We start from the raw sequence: 18211 nt of genomic DNA, 5'->3' as shown, positions 1-18211 counted from the left end.
AGGTTATTTTTCTAAAACAGCATCTTCAACGACCGCTTCTTGCAGTGCTGCCGTCAATATTGCTTCATCAATATCTTTGCCGATAATGACCAGTTGAGTCTTGCGTTCTTCTTCTGCCCCCCATAAACGATCAAAGTGTACATCAACCCGCTCACCGACCGCTTGTATCACCTGTCGCATAGGTTTACCCGGTAAAGCCGCGAAGCCCTTCGCTCGAAATATATTGTATTTCGACAGCAAGGTTTTCAATACGGCCTGCAACCGTTCATGATCAACTTGTCCAACTGAAATGACAAAAGAATCAAAATGATCATGAGCATGATCATGATGTGCGCCATGAGCGTGGTGATGATCATGGTGATTATGTACATGATCAATACGTTCTTCCGCAGCCGCATCGATACCCATCAGCAGATCAAGTTGCACTTCCCCATTACTGATATACGTCGTCTTAACAGCTTCTGGGACTCTGGTCGAAACGATAGCTTGCACCTGCTCCCGCTCTTGGTCACTCAGCAAGTCATTTTTGCTGACAATAACAATATCTGCCGCACTTAGCTGATCATCTAACAATTCTTTTAAGCTTGGGTCATGATCAAGGCTTTCATCAGCTAATCGTTGAGCTTGCACTTGCTCTGCATTATCAGCAAATCGACCGGCAGCCACGGCCGGGCCGTCTATCACAGTAATGACGGCATCTACCGTGCAATACTGTTTTATTTCTGGCCAGTTAAACGCTTGTACCAACGGTTTAGGTAACGCCAAACCAGAGGTTTCAATCAAAATATGGTCAATATCATCACGACGCGCAACGAGTTCTTTCATAACCGGTAAAAACTCTTCTTCTACCGTGCAGCAGATGCAGCCATTAGCCAGTTCATAAATACCGTTTTCGCCATTCGATACCTGCGCTGATTCGTCTTCACAATCTAGAGGACAATTGCGCAATAGGTCGGCATCGATATCCAACTCACCAAATTCATTAACAATAACCGCGATACGTTTGCCGGCTGCCTGCTTTAATACATTGGATAATAAGGTGGTCTTTCCACTCCCTAAAAAGCCGGTTACAACGGTGGCTGGAATCTTATTTAATTGCATCAACTTAACTCCTGAAATCTGAATTATTTTTACGTAACACTCAACATATAAACCATCACTTGATGGCAGACTTCATCCAATAAAAACAAATGAAGTAGTAGGTGAATTAGGTTACACTTTGACTTTAATTTCCTGCATTTATTACCTTCATTTAACTGACTCAGACATCATTATGACCGATTTAAATCAACTCCCCGAAAATAGCGGAATTCTCATCTGTGGTCATGGTAGCCGCGCCAAAATAGCTGAAGAAGAGTTCAGCCTTTTAGCGAAAGGACTACGTCAACGCCACCCAACATTAAAAGTAGAATATGGGTTCTTAGAGTACTCTGCCCCCAATATTCATATGGCACTTAACAGCCTTGTACAGCAGGGCGTAAAAAAAATATACGCTGTGCCTGGCATGTTATTTACGGCTACTCATGCTCAAAATGATATCCCATCTGTTCTCACCACCTTCCAGGAAAAGCACCCTGGACTTGAGATTGAATATGGCAACGTACTCGGTTTACATGATGAAATGATTCTTGCATTTCAACAGCGAATACTGGATATCTTAGGCCTAAAAACCATACCTCAAGCCGGTGAGCTTTATGACACCATGCTTGTCGTCGTAGGCCGTGGCACTTCGGTCACCGAAGCTAACGCTGACGCCGCAAAGCTTACACGTATCGTCTGCGAAAACGTAGGCTTTGGCTGGGCCGAAACGGTCTATTCTGGTGTTACCTTCCCATCAGTAGGCCGCGGTCTTGAAATGGCCATAAAGCTAGGATTCAAAAAAATCGTTGTTGCTCCTTACTTCCTCTTTGGCGGTAAATTGATTGATCGTATCTATGCATACACCGATAAAGTCGCAGCAGAAAACCCGGATGTTCAATTTTTAAAAGCCGATTACCTTCGTGACCAAGACCACGTTATCAATACCTTTTGTTCTCGCATTCAAGAGACCGTAGCCGGGCAAGAAGCTGGAACCGGCTTAATGGCTGACTTTAAAAAACGCCTCGCAAATGGCGATGTTGATGTTCACCACCATCATGCAGAATATCAGCCTGAAAAATCTCACGGCCATTCGCACGATCACTCGCACAGTCATGATCATTCGCATAGCCATGTTCATTCACACAGTCACGACCACTCACATGATGGCGGCCATAGCCACTCTCATGGTCATCATCATGCGCCCTATAAACATATTGCACATCCTCACGGACCACGAACAATGATTAATGAGAATGTCTGTTGCTGCTTTATGGGCCAGTTTCCACAAGCCGTTATCGATGAAGACTTAATTAAAAAACCGATACTCGACGGCACACCCAGCTGTAAACAGTCTTAAATCACTTTGTTCTTCGAAGAACGACTTAGGTTGTTCTTCGTAACGAGCTCAGCCCAGCTTTCATACCCGAGGTTCTCGGCTTTTAAGTTAAGTGCTACGTTATAATTACAACGCAGCACTTTTTTCATCTCTTTCGCTTCTTTTTTAATTTGAATTACTTTCTGGTGGCTTACCCGTTCCATAACATTACTTTTTCAACACTGGGTGAGCACTCGCGTTATCAACTGTTCGCGCCTCGATAGGTTTTACCTTGGGGCGATAAACATGCGCTTTATTTTCATCATATAAATATGAATCTCTAAACTCGTCTGTGCCTAACACATGCCCTACCAGTATCAACGACGTGCGTGTGAATTTTTTCTCACGTACTTTTTCTACAATATTCTTTAACGTGCCAATCACCTTGTCTTGGTCAGGCCATGAGGTTCGATAACAAACCGCGACGGGGCAATCTTCGCCGTAGTGAGGAATAAGCTCCTCAACAATTTTATGAATACGCGTCACCCCCAAATGAATAGCCAGCGTTGCACCGCTTGCCGCTAATGCCGGTAAGCGCTCTCTTTCTGGGAACGGGGTTTTACCTTCATAGCGAGTCATGATGATCGTTTGCGACACACCTGATAGTGTTAACTCTTTGCCTAACCATGCAGCCGAGGCAGACGTTGCCGTCACACCGGGAATGATTTCATAATCAATATCGAGTTGCTCGAGTCGACGAATTTGCTCGCCAATCGCCCCATAGAGAGAGGGATCGCCTGAGTGAACACGCGCCACATCTTTACCCGCTTTGTGGGCCGTTTCTATATGCGCAATAATTTCATCAAGATGAATCGATGCCGTATCAATGATACTGTCTGCGGTATCTTCTACTTCGGCAAAAATCTCACGTGGCACCAAAGAGCCCGCATATAAAATAATAGGACACTGCTTAATTAAGCGCAGCGCTTTGACTGTAATAAGCTCAGGGTCGCCGGGGCCTGCACCGATAAAATAAACTGTCATAATTTTTTACGATAACCTCGCGGTGTGTAAACCCACTCTTTACTGCCATTAATGATGTGCCGCGACTCACTGTTACCGACCGATACCAAGGTAAACATATCGACGTCTTTAGCATCCAGTTTATCCAGCGTGGTAATGGTGATACTTTCATCTTCACGGGTAAGCTGTCTGCCTAACAATACAGGGGTATGAGAAGGACGGTATTTCAATAAAATATCTCGCGCAGTATTGATTTGCCAGTCGCGTTTTTTTGATTTGGGGTTATAAAATGAAACAACAAAATCACCCGTTCCACAGCTATGAATACGCTTTTCGATCGTCTCCCAGGGCGTTAATAAATCTGACAACGAGATAGTGCAGAAATCATGACCAAGCAGTGCACCCACCCGACTAGCCCCTGCTTGCATCGCAGAAATACCAGGAATCACTTCAATATCAACCTCCAACCATTCAGGGTGAGACTCCTTCCCTTGCAGCTGCTGATCTAGCAATTCAAACACCAAGGTTGCCATGGCATAAATGCCTATATCACCACTCGATATTAATGACGTGGTTTTGCCAGAGGCGGCAAGATCAAGCGCCAAACGGGCACGGCCTATTTCTTCACCGAGCGGCAGATCATGGTGCGTTTTACCGTCGCAAACATCACCCAATAGATCAAGGTACAACCCATAGGCCACCAAATCACTACTCGCATTTATCGCCTGTAACGCTTTTGGGGCAACAAGATCTTTATCTCCGGGGCCGGTACCTACCACAAACAATTTGCTCATTAATATCTCTTCTATTGTTCTAAATATTCATTTTATGAATCAGCGGCAGGGTAAGACCTGGCAATTGCACAAGTCGCCTTTGCTGTTTTCTGCTTCACCAATACTAGCTCTGCACTCTCACCGGTATGTTGTTGAGCCGAATATAAAGCCGCTGATTCTGCCACGCCATAAACACCCACTGTTTTAAAAACATAATCTGACTTGGTACTTAACAGGCTTTCAACGGTGGCAAGCTGCGCTTTATCCCAAACGACATAAGGCTTACCTAACTTGGCAGCCAAAGAAAGCAAACCCACCTCATCGGCTTTAATATCAATACTACTAATACTGTCAACGCTATCGAGCGTTAGGCCTGCCTGGCTCAAACAACGCGCTAGTAACTGTTGCAATTCAGCTTCAGGGCAGTTTCTTTCACAGCCCATGCCAACGGTGTAAATCGGTCTGAGATAAGGCTTAGCGGTTGTCATCACTAGCTGCCCATCAATAACCTCAGCGACTTCGTTTGCCCAGTCATTAGCGCCACCTTCATGGCCAGATAATAATGGGATGACAAACTGGCCTTGTTCATCAAGCACCAATACGGCTGGGTCTTGATGCTTATTACCCAGCACCGGCGCTAAAGTTCTTACTGCTATTCCAGTGGCACAGATCAGTATTAGTCGATCACCCTGTTTAAAAGCCTGCTGCACGGTTTCCGTAAAGGGCTTTGGCTTAAACCATAATTCACTATCGGGCAATTTCCGCTGCAGCCTTTCACCTAATCGTTGGCCTGCATCCGTTAGAGAAACAATGCGAATCATCGGCTATCTCTATTTTGACGAGTAACTACAAACAACGAAAAATAAGGCCCTGCTTTATCTTCGAGTAAAGAAACATCCGTTGTCATACGCTCGTTCTCTCTACCAATATATTCAATATACTGTGCATCTTGAGTTCTATTGCTCGTCGCCAATGCCTTTAAAATTCGTGGTCGAGAAAGCCCTGCCTTCATAATAACCACGCTGTCATATTTGTTGAGCGTATCGATCATCTGCTCATCGGTATGTCTGCCACTGATAACCGAAAAAGATTCTTTTAACATGGTTAGTGGTAATTGCAGTGCTGAAGCTGCCGCATTCACAGACGTAATACCCGGAACCACCTGGCACTCATTCTCTGGCATTAACCTTTCAAGTAAGTAAGCAAATGAGCCAAAAAATAACGGATCGCCTTCACATAGAAACACCACCGTTTTCCCCGCATCAATTTCACGCTGTATCGTGATAGCGGCGTTATCATAAACGTGATTAGCCGCACTGCGATTCTCAGCAAAAGGCATCAATATAGGTATTTCTTGCTGCGCTTTTGTCACGTCCCTTAGCGCGTCTCTGGCAATATTTCTTGCCTGTGATTCGCCTTTATCATTGGCAATATAACAAACCACATCAGCCCGACCGATGATGCGCCATGCTTTAACGGTGATTAATTCAGGGTCTCCCGGCCCTACACCCACGCCAATAAACTGTGCTGTCATGCTGATAATCCAGTCTTCGTAAATTTAAAAATTGCTACTGGTAATTTTGCTACATAGTCTAATTTTTGGTTCATTAAACTTCCGCGTTTCACGGCTAGCTCTGTGCTTTCAACCTGTTGCTCATTCAAGGTTTCAGCAAAGTCTTGTAACTGATTTTTGGTGGCTTCTACCACACCACTTGCCACCAAAACCCCGTCCACCGGTAACATCTGCCAAAGATCAGTTAACAGGGTTTTAAGCGTGCCATCACTCCCCCCTATAAACACCTTATTGGGTTTTGGCAGATTATGTAGCGCCTCAGGCGCCCGACCCTCTATAATTTTTAAGTTTTGTACCACGCCAAAGCGTTGTTGGTTTTGGTGTAAATAGCGTAAGCGTTCCTGATGGCATTCAACGGCATAAACGGTCGCGCGCTCGTTCCAATAAGCCAATTCAACTGCGACACCACCACAACCCGCGCCGATATCCCAAATCACATCTTCATTGCCAGGCTGCATAAATGAAAGAATCGCCATGCGTACTTCTCGCTTACTGATCATGCCTTTACCTGGCTCAGCACCCGTAACAAAATGGTGATCAGGTATTCCCGGGAACTCTGGCAGTACACCTCCACGCCCTGAGGTTTTAATAATCGTCACGTGAAGGGGATCAAAACTAAGATCCTTTTTGTTTAATAGCTCTTCTACCGAGAACGCTCGTATTTGCTGCTGGGTATAACCCAAATTTTCACAGACCCATAATGTTGACTGTTCAAAACCGGCCGCAGCGCACTCAGCCGCTAGCACGTGAGGTGTACTTTTTTTATCGGTCAATATCACCAACGTTTGGTTTTTACGTAGTTTGCTGCGAATTTTTTCTACGGGTCTGCCATGCAGGCTTAACACTTCAACATCTTGCATCGACAAACCCACTGCATGACAGGCGGCTTGAATGCTTGAGATTGCGGGGTAATAACAGAGTTCTTCTAAAGCAAAATGATTAGCAAACCAACGCCCGATACCATAAAAAAGCGGGTCACCCGACGCGATCACAACCACTTTTTTATCTGCAGCCGATGTTATAAGTTTTTTCAACTCTGCGAGCTTAGGTAATAGCTGCAAGGTTGGGCTAATTTCACGCTTAGTCAGCAAAGGCTTAATAATGTCTAATTGACGCTTAGAGCCAATCACCAGATCTGACGCCATCAAAGCTGAGTATGCTGCAGGGCTTAGTTGTGTTTCTTCGGCAACCCCTAAACCTACAATATGAATGTTTGCCAACGGCTGAGCGTTACCCATTAATAAAACTCACCCTTATTGCAACGTAACAAAGCATTGCAGCTTGCCGATGAAACGGCACTGCCGCCCTCTCTGCCTAAAAGCGTAATGCACTCAACGCCAAGCGCTTCATGATTATCCCACAGTGCTTGTTTCGACTCAGCAGCCCCCACAAACCCGACGGGCATGCCAATAATTAATGCGGGTTTATCAGCCCCCTGCTCTAACATTTCTAATAATCGAAACAAGGCCGTTGGCGCATTCCCGATAACGACAACACTACCTGAGAGATGTTCTTTCCACGCGTCTAATGCAGCCATGGAACGTGTTTCACCTTTTTGTTTGGCCAGTTCTGCAGTTTCAGGTCTATTCAAAAAGCATAAAGGCGCTTTCTCGATCATGCGTTTAGTGATGCCTTGTTTAACCATTTCAACATCACACAAAATTGGGCTGTTTTTACTTAACGCTTGCATACCGTTTTCACAGGCATTTTTACTGAAACGGACTTGCTCAGCCAAGTGCGGTAGACCTAAGCTATGCACGATACGCATGACCACTTGCTGCTGCTCACGACTTAAGCCGTCGAGGCGGGCTAGCTCACGAATCTGACGAAAGCTTTCTCGCTCTATTGCTTGTGGGTTTATTTCAAAGTCAAAAGGCATTATGGTCCTGTTCTACCGTTAATAGTCAAACCGTTGTTAAATGCGCTTACTACAAACCTTTCGCAACTAGCGCTGTCAGTAAATATCTCATCCGCTTTAGGCAGAGTTGGCCGCTCAAGCATATAGACTGGCACGCCTAGCGCTCTGGCAGCCTGTATTTTGGCAACGGTTGATTCACCACCGCTGTTTTTACTCACCAGCGCATCCACATTATGCGTTTTCATCAATGCTAATTCGTCAGTGAGATTAAAAGGGCCAATGGCTTTTATCCAGTGCATTGAATCACTCAATGTCACTTTTGGCTCAACCGCTGTGCGTAGTAATTGACGTTGTTGCTCATTTGCTGTCAGCGCATCAATTGCCTGTTGTTCGAGCTGCCCTGCCGTGAGAAATACTGTCTTTTTATCTTTCAGTGCAGGCAGCAGTGTTTCCCAACTTATAAATTCTTGCCACAGATCGCCCGCCTGCTTTTCCCAAGCCGGTCGATGAAATCGCCAACAAGGTATACAACAAGTTTTCGAAGCGTCTACCGCTGTCGCACTCATTTTGGCTGCATAAGGATGCGTAACATCCAAAATCGCAACAATCGCATGTTGCTTAATATACTCAACCAACCCACCAAACTGACTAAAGCCACCACTGATGACTTCACAAGGCACATCTGGCTGCCTTACTAATCCGGCCACGCTGTAGATCAGCGACACACCTTGTTGGTGCAGCTTTTTAGCAAGTCGCCTACCATCAGCTGTACCACCTAAAAGTAATAGGCTCATTAACTATGTCCTTTAGTGACATCAGAATCTCGAGCGCAACCCACAAACGCGCCTTTTCGATCAATCGCCCATACTTCAAGTTCAACTGAGCTGGGCACAATAGTTCGGGCTTTAAGTAATGCAGCTCTGCACAGTGCGGAAGCCAGATCAACACCTGCTAACTGGCAATGCTTAAGTGCCTCGATACTGGTGTTGGATGCTTTGATTTTTTCGCACAACGTCACACTGCCACCCAACTCATTTGCGGCACGCGCAAGAAAGTCAAAATTAATAGCCGATACCCGGCTGTTTAAATCCAAGTGGCCGTCGGCTAACTTACTAATTTTTCCAAAACCACCACAAATACTTAAACGTCCAACCTGAACCCGTTTTAAATGTTTGAATACAGCGCCGACAAAATCGCCCATCTCAATCAGTGCGATGTCATCAAGCTGATAATGGTCTCTGATGGCAGCTTCACTACTGCTCCCAGTTGTCGCTGCTATGTGGTTAATACCGTTTGCTTTAGCCACATCTATGCCTTGATGAATCGAGGCGATATACGCAGCACATGAAAAGGGTCTTACAATGCCGGTCGTACCCAATATCGATAAACCACCCATAATCCCTAATCTAGGGTTCATTGTTTTCAGCGCGATGGTTTCACCGTTTTTAATACCCACAGTCACCTCAAAACCACCGGCATAGTTGTGAACGCCAGCGAGGTGCTGTAAGTGCTCAGTCATCATTCTTCTGGGCACTGGGTTAATAGCAGGCTCACCCACTGCCAGCAGCAAGCCATCACGTGTAACAGTCCCTACACCAGGCCCTGCTTTAAAATAGACGCCTGTTTGCGCAATCAACCGTAACTCAACAAAAACGGTTGCCCCGTGTGTCGCGTCGGGGTCGTCACCTGCATCTTTAATGGTGGATGTTACAACGCCATCCTCTAATAATTGATAGTCACAAATGGTCAGTTCAACGACTTTACCACGGGGCAACGTTACGCTAACTATTTCAGGCTGGGTGTTTGTAAATAAATATTGTGCTGCAGCGACACTGCAAGCTGTTGCGCAACAGCCTGTGGTTAAGCCACTTCTAAGTGGGCGAATGTTTTCACTGGTCTCCGTCCACACAATAAATTACACCGCCTGACTAAACCCATCACTGCCCATTAGTATTGAACTACCTGCCATCACATGATCGGCATCTAATGCATGCATTAGCCCTAAGGTAAAACCGGCAGTTATTAATGGAATCAAAGTACTTAACATTCGCTGGCTTGAGCCTCTAACATGTGTACTTCAGATGCATTAAATAGTTCTGCAATAGCACTGGGGTTTGAAGGGAAAAATAAATGAAGGTAACTTGCCGTTAATTGGCGACATCTATAAATCGCCTCGCCTGGAGCACTATGGCGCTGGCGGCGACCATAAGCAATAGGTTCAGGAGCCTCTACACAGCGAGATCGATGGTGGGCATGCGCACGAACATCACCCTCAGGTAACTGGGCTGTCTGCATCCCCTGACACCCGCGTTTACCGCTCATTGTTCCATGCCCTTCTAGCAAGCCTGCCATCGGGTATTGTGCACCCTCTAAGTCGGTCAGTGTTTGTAAGCAATATAGCAAGCCACCACATTCAGCAAGAATAGGTTTATCTTGCTCAAAAAACGCTTTGATATGTTTAATAATAGTATGGTTTTCTGATAACGCTTTTGCATGCAGCTCAGGGTATCCACCTGGAAACCATAACGCATCCACTTCTGGTAACGCTTCATCAAACAATGGCGAAAAGAAAAATAACTCTGCGCCCATTTCACGTAATAATCTCAGGTTTGATTCATAAATAAAGCTGAAGGCAATATCTTTAGCAATACCTAACGACACACCTTCTAATAAAGGCGCTATAGCAGGCATTATTTCAGGATAAAACTCAACGGCAGTTAGCCTTTCTAATATATTGGCCGCTCCCGCAGCCTCTAACCAGTCGGCACCTGCCTCAAAACGACGCTCCAATTCATCCGTATTTTCATCTGCCTGAACCAGCCCCAGATGACGCTCAGGTAAAGCCACCTGATCTGATCGTTCAAGTGTGGCTAACAAAGGTAAAGAATCGGGTAAAGCGTTTTCAATCAATTCACGATGGCGTTCCGTGCTGCAGTTATTGGCAATTAACCCAGCTACGGTGATGTCATCTCGAAAATTAGCCAAGCCTATAACCACTGCGGCGGCTGTTTGCGCCATGCCTTTCACATCCATCAGAATAGCCATGGGGATATTATATCGCGAGGCTAAATCAGCACTTGAGGGGTCACCATCAAACATTCCCATAACACCTTCGACCAGAATAATATCCGCCGTTTGTGCCGCTTCATAAAGCTTCTGTTGGCAATAGCCTTCACCCGCCATCCACATATCAAGTTGCTCCACTGGGTGGCCAGAGGCTTGCGCTAAGATTTGAGGGTCTAAATAATCTGGGCCCGTTTTGAATACACGTACATGTTTACCCTGCCTGCTCAACAATCGAGCCAAGGCTGCAGTAACGGTGGTTTTCCCCTGCCCTGATGCAGGAGCGGCAATAAACAATGCCAGACATTTTACTGTCGGAGAAATAGGTATAGGCGTCGCCATTAGTATTCAATGCCCTGTTGTGCTTTAACGCCCAAGCGAAAAGCATGACGTTCGTCTTGAACAATAGAGATCGTATCTGCAATATCTTGCAACGCTGTTGCCATTGTACGACCCGTGATAATCACGTTTTGGTTTTTGGGCCGGCTTTTTAAAGCCTCTACCACAGGGGCAACATCTAGATAATCGTATTTAAACATATAGCCCATTTCATCAAAGACCAACATATCGTAGCGGTCATCTTGCAGTAGATCTTCAGCTATAGACCAGGCTTTTTGAGCCGCAGCAATATCTTGCGCTTTGTCGCGTGTTTCCCAGGTAAATCCGTGTCCCATTACATGCCAATCTACAAGGGGATGGTCTTTAAATAATTTGAATTCCCCTGTTTCTGTGCGGCCTTTGATAAACTGTATAACTGCGCAACGCTTACCATGCCCGACTGATCTCGCCATGGTTCCAAACGCCGAGCTACTTTTACCTTTGCCGTTGCCTTTTAATAAAATCAGTACGCCACGCTCTTCAGTGGCTTTGGCAATTTTGGCATCAATGACCGCTTTTTTTCGTTCCATGCGTGTCTTATGGCTACTATCAGACATAAAAAATTCTCACTATTGCGCCAATGGCTGGCAAATAGACGGGAGGGAAAAATAATCAGCTCTTAGCGCCTCTGCTATTAACTTCCCTTTACCTCGTTTAACCGTAGACTGCTCAATATCGATTACGATAGTGCTGCCAAACAAACTCACATCATCAAACGACTGAGTTGTTTTACCGTCTGTAATCAAATAGGTACGAATAGATAATTCCGGCATCGATCTCAACAGTCGTTGTTGATATTGATTAGCCTGCAACAACACTTCACGCAGTGGCGTACCACCCGACGCGGGAATGCCATTCAACATTTCTCTTAAGGCTTTTGGTGCGCGCACACGCGGCAGCAAGGTTTCAACTTGCTCATTACCAAACCCTAAAATAGTCAACTGCTCTCTGTCTAGATACGCTTGATTAGCAATGCTTAAAATCGCCGCTTTAGCTTGACTAAAAAGATTATTTTGAAGCGTTGAAGCAGACGTATCTAACAATACCAAATGCAAGACCGGTTTTCCGGTTTTAGCTTTACGATATCGCACCGTTTTAGGAGGCCATTGTCCGGCATTAGCCAATAAAGTAGCAAACCAATCAGGCTTAGCACTCATTTGACGACCCCGATTTACGCCCCCCATGACCGCACCTAATTTTTTAGACACCACGCTTTTCCATGAAGCAAAGCCGACCTTGCTTGAGATGCCATCTCGCAAAGGCAGAGATAGCTCGCTCATTTCAGCGGTTTGTTGCTGAACAGGCGCCATACTTCCCCAGTCCCCAGCAGGCTTTTTATCGGTCTCGGGGGGAAGTTCTTTTTGCTGATCACTAGCTGCACCGGGAGGCTCAGGCGGGCGGGTAAAAGGCTTTTGAGTTTGTGGAGGCATAGGCGGTTGCTTATTGGATGATGGCTTCCGGCGGTGACTGAGCACCAACTCTTCTACGGCGAGCACATCCGCTTCGGTAACGCATTTCCGTTGCTGCCATGCGGCATGCGCTATGGCGGCACGATACCAAACAATATCTGCCCTTAAGCCATCGACATTGGCTGCATAGCAACGTTCCGCTATCAATTTACGTAAGGTATCAGAACAACTCACATCAGCTAAACATTCTCGCGCCTGAGCAATACCGTCAGTTATCTCTTGCTGTTGCTCAGCATAATTATTAATAAACGCTTGCGGTGATGTATCGAACGCTTCGCGCAAACGAACTATCTCAATACGTTCTTCAATGCTGTATTGATTATCCAGCTCAACCGCCAGACCAAATCGATCTTGTAATTGAGGCCGTAACTCGCCTTCATCAGGGTTCATAGTCCCTAACAAAATAAAGTTAGATTGATGACTGTGGCTAATACCGTCACGCTCTACACAGTTGACACCACTGGCCGCAACATCGAGCAACAAATCAACCAAAGTATCGGGCAATAAGTTAACCTCATCTACGTACAACACCCCACCGTCAGCCTTAGCTAATAAACCAGGACAAAAAGCGACTTGTTGCTCGTTAAGCACCTGCTGAAGATCGAGTGTGCCGACCAGCATCTCTTCACTGGCACCTAAAGGCAGCGTTACAAATGGGTGTTGTATATGCGCTTCAACGGGCAGAATATCCGCCAAACCCCTAGCTAATGTAGATTTAGCTGAGCCACGCGGGCCACTTACAAGCACACCACCAATAGCGGGGTTGATGGCCGCTAGCACCAGCGCCATTTTAAATGACGCTTGGCCTGCAACAGCAGAAAAAGGAAACTTAGGCAGCAGAGCTGACATGAGCATCTATATCCTTATGTACCCAGAGATTAAGCGCCCATGCACAAGCAATCCCCAATACGATCCAGAAAATAAGATTAGCGATACCACTAGCCATAATAAACTGAAAGTGTAATTCAGTAAGGCTAGCAACAGCCGCAGGGTCTGGGTGAGCAAACTCAGGGCCATCAACATGCGGGGCGCCAACAATATAAGGTAAGGCAATGCTCAGTGCTCCCAAGATCTTAAGCTTGATCGGAGCAAAAGCCATCACAGCCAAACCAATAGCCGCGCAAACAACTGCGAATAGCCACCATAGTTGGCGATTCTCAATCACTGCTGCTTCTGTACCCGGTATTTCAGGCGGTAAACCAATACCAGGCGCCACAAAGAAGACGGCAAAACCTGCAAGTCCCCACAGCAACCCTTTTTGAACATTAACCTGAGTGATACCTTGCAACTGCAACTGACTCATCAAGGCAAGTACTACGGACGCAAAGCCTATACCCGCCAATACGTTAGACGCAACGGTGTAGAGTGTTCTTTCGGCGCCATCTTCTGGCGCCCAAGCTTCTGCATCATGATGATGCCCACTACTTTCTTCAACCCCATGGTGGTCATGAGCCGCAGCAGCGGGAGCCTCTTCAACCACCTCAAACGTCTCAGCCTCAAAAATAATAGGCGACACACCAATAACCTGTATCAAACTCAATAATAAACCAGCAGCCAAGCCAATAAACACGGCATTAAAGATAATGCGGCGAAAAACCATACAAAACTCCAACAGCAAAAAAGCTCAAGCCAATAAAAGGCTTAAGTAAGTAGTAATTTTTTAATAAAGAAAATTAAACGCTTAGTGACAAGGAAATGCTAGCGTATGCCGAGTATCGTGCGCAGCATTATGAGCCGCAGACATTGGCAAAAAACCCACAGCAAACAAAACAATTGCACCAAATGCAAATGCTGCTAGATTCTGAGCTAAAGTAGACGTCGCTGGAATAGAAAGAGTTTGTTGGTTGGTAGATATTTGTGTAGACATAAAAACCTCGAGCACCCGCCGTGCATAGTTAAATAATAGAATAAATACAGGCCGGTCTTCGGACTAAAAGAGAATCATCAAAAGATGATCGTTGTTTACACCTTCCCAGCGTGAAGCCAGTGGTTACTGCAAACTACTCTTTATTACCGCTGCGGGGGCAGTGATGGAATCGCATCGTGGCTTACCATACTTCCCGATTATCCCAAAAATAAGGGCACCTATAATTTGATTGGAATAGTACATGTATAATGACCAGTATTCAACGAGTATTATTCTGTCGTTTTTATACCCTAACCAATCGATATAAACTAGTTTCAATTTTTGAGGTCGATTGATGAACCTCTACACGCCCCCCCAAAGCAGCGAGGTCTGAATTTAAAGTGCTTGAGTACAGCATTTTAATAAACTCACTATACGACCCTTTATCAGCGCCACTAAAACAGTCGTAAAGGCCTTTTAAACTAAAGATCAGGCAATCACCTTCAAGATAAATTGATGTCAATTCAGTACGGCGAAATGTTGCAGCATCGATCTTCCCAGTTAAAACACCAGACAAAAACGAGAGTAATTCTGGATACATCACCACCTCATATAGGATTAAAGCTAGCAGCCATAAATGTCTCGATTTCCTATGGCTAGCTTGAGTAATCTAAGTATCTATCTCAAGGGATAAATTAATCAATTAAAAAGTAATAAAAATAGCCGCTTGAGTGTAAGCTTTTTGATGCGGTAGGATGAACTGTGTTTTACATAGCCTTTTAATAATCGTTATACATGCATAATCTTTCGGTAAAAAAATATCAATGATGGCACAACAGTTAATACTTGGGTTAACGCTTCTCTTTTGGTTAGGTAGCAGTATGGCAGCAGAAAAAATAGCACCCTCCCTCAATTTTAAAGACGCTAATAAAGGCCTTAATGTTTCGTTATTTTCTGCTGTGAGAGGGCAACTATCCAAACAGGGCAAGCCTCTTGAGGGCGTCAAAGTAGAACGGAGCTATCATTTCACTTGGGCCAATAAAGATTATAAAGACAAAACCTATACCGATGAACAAGGACGGTTTTACTTTTCTGAAGCCGTAAAGTTCATGCTATTTGGCCGCCTACTCCCCCATGAAACCGTCATTCCACAAACAATAACGGCATTTCCAGAGGACACACCTCAACCGATAGATGTTTGGCTAAACAGTAAACGCAATTACCGTACAATGGGGGAATTAAGTGGCTTAGACGAGTATATGATTCGCACCAACGCAGAACACGTGACGCCTGTAATGAACGCTTATACTCAAGGTGAAATAGCTCTACAATGTGACCTGAGCAATATAACGCAAGATAATGGCGACGAGGCCGATGTGCAGTATGTGACCCCTTATACGGCTGTGAAAAGCCCATGTAATTTACAACTTCCTTACCAGACTGCGGTAAACCAAGCTAAAGAAATCATTCAACAGCAACAACCAAAGATTTTACACGCACTGGCGTTATACTTGGCCAATAGCCCTACAGCGTTTAACCCCCTGCAAGAAGATAGATTTAAAAACTTCCAAGACCTTAGTTTTGAGTCTATCGATTTAATCAACCTTTATGATCACCTCGAGTTACAAAACCACCTCCAGGATTATGGATCTAACCATGTCTCGGTTGCGCTCAGCGGTGAAATAATTCTGAATATGAAAAACCCACAAGAAGAGACAGTGAAGATTCGAATGTGGTTAAACCATGGTTTTTTTCGTGTAACCCCTAAAAGTATAACGTTCTTATCCGATGATCATGCCCTGAATTTTAATGAATTTAATATCGACGCGAATAACGCGCCTTAACATTTAGCCTATAAAGACAACTAACATTATGACACTTTCAATTTGGTTAACCGTTGTGAGCATTTGTTTACTCGGCGCGATGTCACCCGGCCCCTCCTTAGCCTTGGTGTTAAAGCACACGTTAAACGGCGGACGTCAGCAGGGTATGATTACCGGTATATTCCATGGCTTAGGAGTAGGTATCTACGCCGTATTATCGGTTGTTGGCTTGGCCGCGGTTATTCATAATTTACCCAACGTATTTATTGCGATTCAGTGGGGCGGTGCGTTGTTTTTAGCATGGTTAGGCTTTCAAGGTTTACGTAAAAAAGCGACCATTATAAACCCTCAAATCACTGTAAATAACGCTTCCAATGCCGCCCGCGATGGGTTTCTGATGGCCTGTTTAAACCCTAAAGCCGCAATCTTTTTTATTGCCCTATTTAGTCAAATAGTAGGGCCAGAAACACCACTAATCGCCAAATTTATTTATGCCTTTACCGCTATGATCATTGATATGGGGTGGTATGTCACTGTCGCATGGTTGTTTTCCCGTCCTAAATGGTTGAGCGGATTACAACGCTATAGCCATTGGTTAGAACGAATATTTGGCATTATATTGATTGCTTTAGCGGCTAAGATTATTGTGTCAGCTTAATGTTTATGCACTCAGTCATCTAAGCATTAAGTGTCATTGTCCGAGATATAATCAAAACTTAAGCCAGGTCTCGCGGTGCGTTGTGCTACTTCCTTATCTCGGCCAATCCAGAAATATGCTTTTCCATCAGACCCCCGTGAAAACCTAGCAATCCTTCTCACCCTTATCCCTGTTGGCGTAATTTCTTCTTCGAAGATACGCTTAGACTCTTTTACAATTTGCGTCCTATACTGAGGGTTACTTTGGGACGCTTGCTCGTCTGTACGAGCTCGCCGTAAGTGAAACGCCCCATCCGCTTCTGGGCGCTCACTATTGTGTCTCGGTACATAAGGTATCCAGTGACGTGCAGTGGCCGACTTAAGCTTAAACTGAGGCAAACCATCAATAGAGCGATGCATATCACCCCCCCCAACCTGCTCTGAAACAGTCGTCTCGGTTTGCCCTTGCTCGTTCACCATGCGTCGTTCCCATGCCCATACGAGATTTGCATCTTCATCCCTGATAAATCGAACTTCTTCAATTTCATCATTTTGAACAATATCAATGGCTGTATTAGGGGCTAATAAATAACGGCCATTTAAGGATTCTCCCAAATCAGCGTCTTCATGATCTTGTGCAAATAAAGCCCAATCAGCCTCTTCGTTACTGTCTACGACAGGGTTTAGCGATGTAATTACGCCAAAGCTATCTATTACTGTTACATCTGTAATCTCTCTTAACGACCCTGAAGGCATAGACAGCGGTAAGGTGTACCAATTATTTATGTCTGTATAAAAAAACTCCGGCAGTAATAAAGAGAGTGCATTTTGCTCCGGGTCTTTTGGTGAATCAAAATATACATCGCCCTCCTCTAGCCGCCACCAACGAGGGTGTGGAGCCCCCTGAAAGTATAATTGCGTGGGTGTAACACGCTGTGAGACCTCAGACGGTGTAGCGCCAGAAGCAGGGCCTGAATACGAGAAATGACTCCAATCTAAAAACCGTCCGTCGTACTCTGAAACAGTAAAATGATGTTTCAGTGATTTAAGCTTAAAACGGTATTCTAATGCCTCCGATTGCCAGGCAGGCGCATCCCCAGAATCTGTCTCTGCTTCAACCACTGATTCCAACGGCACATCAGGTTTAATGGGTTTATTTTTATTGCCAACATTAACTGACTGAAATGGATATATTTTGGAATCAACCGCTATTTGGGCTGGGCGCCCCCCATTCTCTGCAGAAAACTCGCCTGTTTGCCACTGCCGAGCCAGAAACCACAAAGGGTCTTTAACTCTAGCCTCTAAAGCCTCCCCAATACGAGATGAAACATTAGAGGCATGGAGTTGCTGTGACTTTACCTTACTCTGAGGCAT

At 45.1% G+C, this 18211-nt stretch carries 21 protein-coding genes and 1 riboswitch; of the genes, 3 read left to right on the top strand and 18 right to left on the bottom strand.

Annotated elements, in window-relative coordinates; genetic code table 11:
- Window positions 1–3 precede the first annotated feature (3 nt).
- Window positions 4–1101: a cobalamin biosynthesis protein CobW gene (cobW, locus tag NKI27_RS07040; RefSeq protein WP_265048965.1), complete on the bottom strand. Its 1098-nt coding sequence runs from the start codon at window positions 1099–1101 to the stop codon at window positions 4–6.
- A gap of 172 nt (window positions 1102–1273) precedes the next feature.
- On the opposite strand from cobW, the gene NKI27_RS07035 reads away from it, so the two are divergent.
- Complete coding sequence (locus NKI27_RS07035; protein WP_265048964.1) at window positions 1274–2437, top strand: sirohydrochlorin chelatase; 1164 nt, start codon at window positions 1274–1276, stop codon at window positions 2435–2437.
- Here NKI27_RS07035 and NKI27_RS07030 read toward each other — a convergent pair.
- The 16 genes from NKI27_RS07030 to NKI27_RS06955 form a co-directional block, all read right to left on the bottom strand.
- A complete protein-coding gene (locus tag NKI27_RS07030) occupies window positions 2434–2619 on the bottom strand; it encodes a hypothetical protein (protein WP_265048963.1) in 186 nt (61 codons plus the stop codon). The genes NKI27_RS07035 and NKI27_RS07030 overlap by 4 nt on opposite strands.
- A 4-nt stretch (window positions 2620–2623) precedes the next feature.
- Window positions 2624–3439 carry a precorrin-4 C(11)-methyltransferase gene (gene cobM, locus NKI27_RS07025; protein WP_265048962.1) on the bottom strand — a complete coding sequence of 272 codons (816 nt, stop codon included), beginning with the start codon at window positions 3437–3439 and terminating at the stop codon, window positions 2624–2626.
- Window positions 3436–4212: a precorrin-3B C(17)-methyltransferase gene (gene cobJ / locus NKI27_RS07020; RefSeq protein WP_265048961.1), complete on the bottom strand. Its 777-nt coding sequence runs from the start codon at window positions 4210–4212 to the stop codon at window positions 3436–3438. The genes cobM and cobJ overlap by 4 nt, the downstream gene beginning before the upstream one ends.
- 32 nt (window positions 4213–4244) lie before the next feature.
- Window positions 4245–5012, bottom strand: coding sequence for a cobalt-precorrin 5A hydrolase (locus tag NKI27_RS07015; protein WP_265048960.1), 768 nt, complete (start codon window positions 5010–5012; stop codon window positions 4245–4247).
- On the bottom strand, window positions 5009–5725 hold the full coding sequence (gene cobI / locus NKI27_RS07010) for a precorrin-2 C(20)-methyltransferase (protein WP_265048959.1): 717 nt from the start codon (window positions 5723–5725) through the stop codon (window positions 5009–5011). Before cobI ends, NKI27_RS07015 begins: the two co-directional genes overlap by 4 nt.
- On the bottom strand, window positions 5722–7002 hold the full coding sequence (gene cbiE, locus NKI27_RS07005) for a precorrin-6y C5,15-methyltransferase (decarboxylating) subunit CbiE (RefSeq protein WP_265048958.1): 1281 nt from the start codon (window positions 7000–7002) through the stop codon (window positions 5722–5724). The genes cobI and cbiE overlap by 4 nt, the downstream gene beginning before the upstream one ends.
- A complete protein-coding gene (locus NKI27_RS07000) occupies window positions 7002–7643 on the bottom strand; it encodes a precorrin-8X methylmutase (protein WP_265048957.1) in 642 nt (213 codons plus the stop codon). The genes cbiE and NKI27_RS07000 overlap by 1 nt, the downstream gene beginning before the upstream one ends.
- On the bottom strand, window positions 7643–8416 hold the full coding sequence (cobK, locus tag NKI27_RS06995) for a precorrin-6A reductase (protein WP_265048956.1): 774 nt from the start codon (window positions 8414–8416) through the stop codon (window positions 7643–7645). Before cobK ends, NKI27_RS07000 begins: the two co-directional genes overlap by 1 nt.
- A complete protein-coding gene (locus NKI27_RS06990) occupies window positions 8416–9531 on the bottom strand; it encodes a cobalt-precorrin-5B (C(1))-methyltransferase (protein ID WP_265048955.1) in 1116 nt (371 codons plus the stop codon). The genes cobK and NKI27_RS06990 overlap by 1 nt, the downstream gene beginning before the upstream one ends.
- Before the next feature lie 6 nt (window positions 9532–9537).
- Complete coding sequence (locus tag NKI27_RS06985) at window positions 9538–9669, bottom strand: hypothetical protein (RefSeq protein ID WP_265048954.1); 132 nt, start codon at window positions 9667–9669, stop codon at window positions 9538–9540.
- Window positions 9663–11027 carry a cobyrinate a,c-diamide synthase gene (locus NKI27_RS06980; RefSeq protein ID WP_265048953.1) on the bottom strand — a complete coding sequence of 455 codons (1365 nt, stop codon included), beginning with the start codon at window positions 11025–11027 and terminating at the stop codon, window positions 9663–9665. Before NKI27_RS06980 ends, NKI27_RS06985 begins: the two co-directional genes overlap by 7 nt.
- A complete protein-coding gene (cobO, locus tag NKI27_RS06975) occupies window positions 11027–11620 on the bottom strand; it encodes a cob(I)yrinic acid a,c-diamide adenosyltransferase (RefSeq protein ID WP_265048952.1) in 594 nt (197 codons plus the stop codon). Before cobO ends, NKI27_RS06980 begins: the two co-directional genes overlap by 1 nt.
- 12 nt (window positions 11621–11632) lie before the next feature.
- Window positions 11633–13381: an AAA family ATPase gene (locus NKI27_RS06970; RefSeq protein ID WP_265048951.1), complete on the bottom strand. Its 1749-nt coding sequence runs from the start codon at window positions 13379–13381 to the stop codon at window positions 11633–11635.
- A complete protein-coding gene (locus NKI27_RS06965) occupies window positions 13362–14132 on the bottom strand; it encodes a CbtA family protein (RefSeq protein WP_265048950.1) in 771 nt (256 codons plus the stop codon). The genes NKI27_RS06970 and NKI27_RS06965 overlap by 20 nt, the downstream gene beginning before the upstream one ends.
- A gap of 81 nt (window positions 14133–14213) precedes the next feature.
- On the bottom strand, window positions 14214–14399 hold the full coding sequence (locus tag NKI27_RS06960) for a CbtB domain-containing protein (RefSeq protein WP_265048949.1): 186 nt from the start codon (window positions 14397–14399) through the stop codon (window positions 14214–14216).
- A 32-nt stretch (window positions 14400–14431) separates the two neighbouring features.
- Window positions 14432–14636, bottom strand: a riboswitch (cobalamin riboswitch).
- 46 nt (window positions 14637–14682) lie between these two features.
- Window positions 14683–14979 (bottom strand): hypothetical protein, encoded by a 297-nt coding sequence (locus NKI27_RS06955; RefSeq protein WP_265048948.1) that lies wholly within the window; start codon window positions 14977–14979, stop codon window positions 14683–14685.
- Between the two features lie 280 nt (window positions 14980–15259).
- Between NKI27_RS06955 and NKI27_RS06950 the strand changes: the two genes are divergently transcribed.
- Together NKI27_RS06950 and NKI27_RS06945 are read left to right on the top strand one after the other, a co-directional pair.
- Complete coding sequence (locus NKI27_RS06950) at window positions 15260–16222, top strand: transthyretin-like family protein (protein WP_265048947.1); 963 nt, start codon at window positions 15260–15262, stop codon at window positions 16220–16222.
- Window positions 16223–16250: 28 nt separating this feature from the next.
- Window positions 16251–16859, top strand: a complete 609-nt coding sequence (locus NKI27_RS06945) for a LysE family translocator (RefSeq protein WP_265048946.1) — start codon at window positions 16251–16253, stop codon at window positions 16857–16859.
- Window positions 16860–16885: 26 nt separating this feature from the next.
- Here the strand turns inward: NKI27_RS06945 and NKI27_RS06940 are convergent, their stop codons facing one another.
- A complete protein-coding gene (locus tag NKI27_RS06940; protein ID WP_265048945.1) occupies window positions 16886–18211 on the bottom strand; it encodes a hypothetical protein in 1326 nt (441 codons plus the stop codon).

The organism is Alkalimarinus alittae, from assembly GCF_026016465.1.
Classification (GTDB): domain Bacteria; phylum Pseudomonadota; class Gammaproteobacteria; order Pseudomonadales; family Oleiphilaceae; genus Alkalimarinus; species Alkalimarinus alittae.
Note: the sequence above shows the minus strand (reverse complement) of the source record. Positions and strands in the feature narration are given on the sequence as shown.

Bases quoted from the DNA above. Each gene is read 5' to 3' on its own strand.
- cobW (WP_265048965.1), bottom strand. From the start codon at position 1,101: ATGCAATTAAATAAGATTCCAGCCACCGTTGTAACCGGCTTTTTAGGG.
- NKI27_RS07035 (WP_265048964.1), top strand. From the start codon at position 1,274: ATGACCGATTTAAATCAACTCCCCGAAAATAGCGGAATTCTCATCTGT.
- NKI27_RS07030 (WP_265048963.1), bottom strand. From the start codon at position 2,619: ATGGAACGGGTAAGCCACCAGAAAGTAATTCAAATTAAAAAAGAAGCG.
- cobM (WP_265048962.1), bottom strand. From the start codon at position 3,439: ATGACAGTTTATTTTATCGGTGCAGGCCCCGGCGACCCTGAGCTTATT.
- cobJ (WP_265048961.1), bottom strand. From the start codon at position 4,212: ATGAGCAAATTGTTTGTGGTAGGTACCGGCCCCGGAGATAAAGATCTT.
- NKI27_RS07015 (WP_265048960.1), bottom strand. From the start codon at position 5,012: ATGATTCGCATTGTTTCTCTAACGGATGCAGGCCAACGATTAGGTGAA.
- cobI (WP_265048959.1), bottom strand. From the start codon at position 5,725: ATGACAGCACAGTTTATTGGCGTGGGTGTAGGGCCGGGAGACCCTGAA.
- cbiE (WP_265048958.1), bottom strand. From the start codon at position 7,002: ATGGGTAACGCTCAGCCGTTGGCAAACATTCATATTGTAGGTTTAGGG.
- NKI27_RS07000 (WP_265048957.1), bottom strand. From the start codon at position 7,643: ATGCCTTTTGACTTTGAAATAAACCCACAAGCAATAGAGCGAGAAAGC.
- cobK (WP_265048956.1), bottom strand. From the start codon at position 8,416: ATGAGCCTATTACTTTTAGGTGGTACAGCTGATGGTAGGCGACTTGCT.
- NKI27_RS06985 (WP_265048954.1), bottom strand. From the start codon at position 9,669: ATGTTAAGTACTTTGATTCCATTAATAACTGCCGGTTTTACCTTAGGG.
- NKI27_RS06980 (WP_265048953.1), bottom strand. From the start codon at position 11,027: ATGGCGACGCCTATACCTATTTCTCCGACAGTAAAATGTCTGGCATTG.
- cobO (WP_265048952.1), bottom strand. From the start codon at position 11,620: ATGTCTGATAGTAGCCATAAGACACGCATGGAACGAAAAAAAGCGGTC.
- NKI27_RS06970 (WP_265048951.1), bottom strand. From the start codon at position 13,381: ATGTCAGCTCTGCTGCCTAAGTTTCCTTTTTCTGCTGTTGCAGGCCAA.
- NKI27_RS06965 (WP_265048950.1), bottom strand. From the start codon at position 14,132: ATGGTTTTTCGCCGCATTATCTTTAATGCCGTGTTTATTGGCTTGGCT.
- NKI27_RS06960 (WP_265048949.1), bottom strand. From the start codon at position 14,399: ATGTCTACACAAATATCTACCAACCAACAAACTCTTTCTATTCCAGCG.
- NKI27_RS06955 (WP_265048948.1), bottom strand. From the start codon at position 14,979: ATGTATCCAGAATTACTCTCGTTTTTGTCTGGTGTTTTAACTGGGAAG.
- NKI27_RS06950 (WP_265048947.1), top strand. From the start codon at position 15,260: ATGGCAGCAGAAAAAATAGCACCCTCCCTCAATTTTAAAGACGCTAAT.
- NKI27_RS06945 (WP_265048946.1), top strand. From the start codon at position 16,251: ATGACACTTTCAATTTGGTTAACCGTTGTGAGCATTTGTTTACTCGGC.
- NKI27_RS06940 (WP_265048945.1), bottom strand. From the start codon at position 18,211: ATGCCTCAGAGTAAGGTAAAGTCACAGCAACTCCATGCCTCTAATGTT.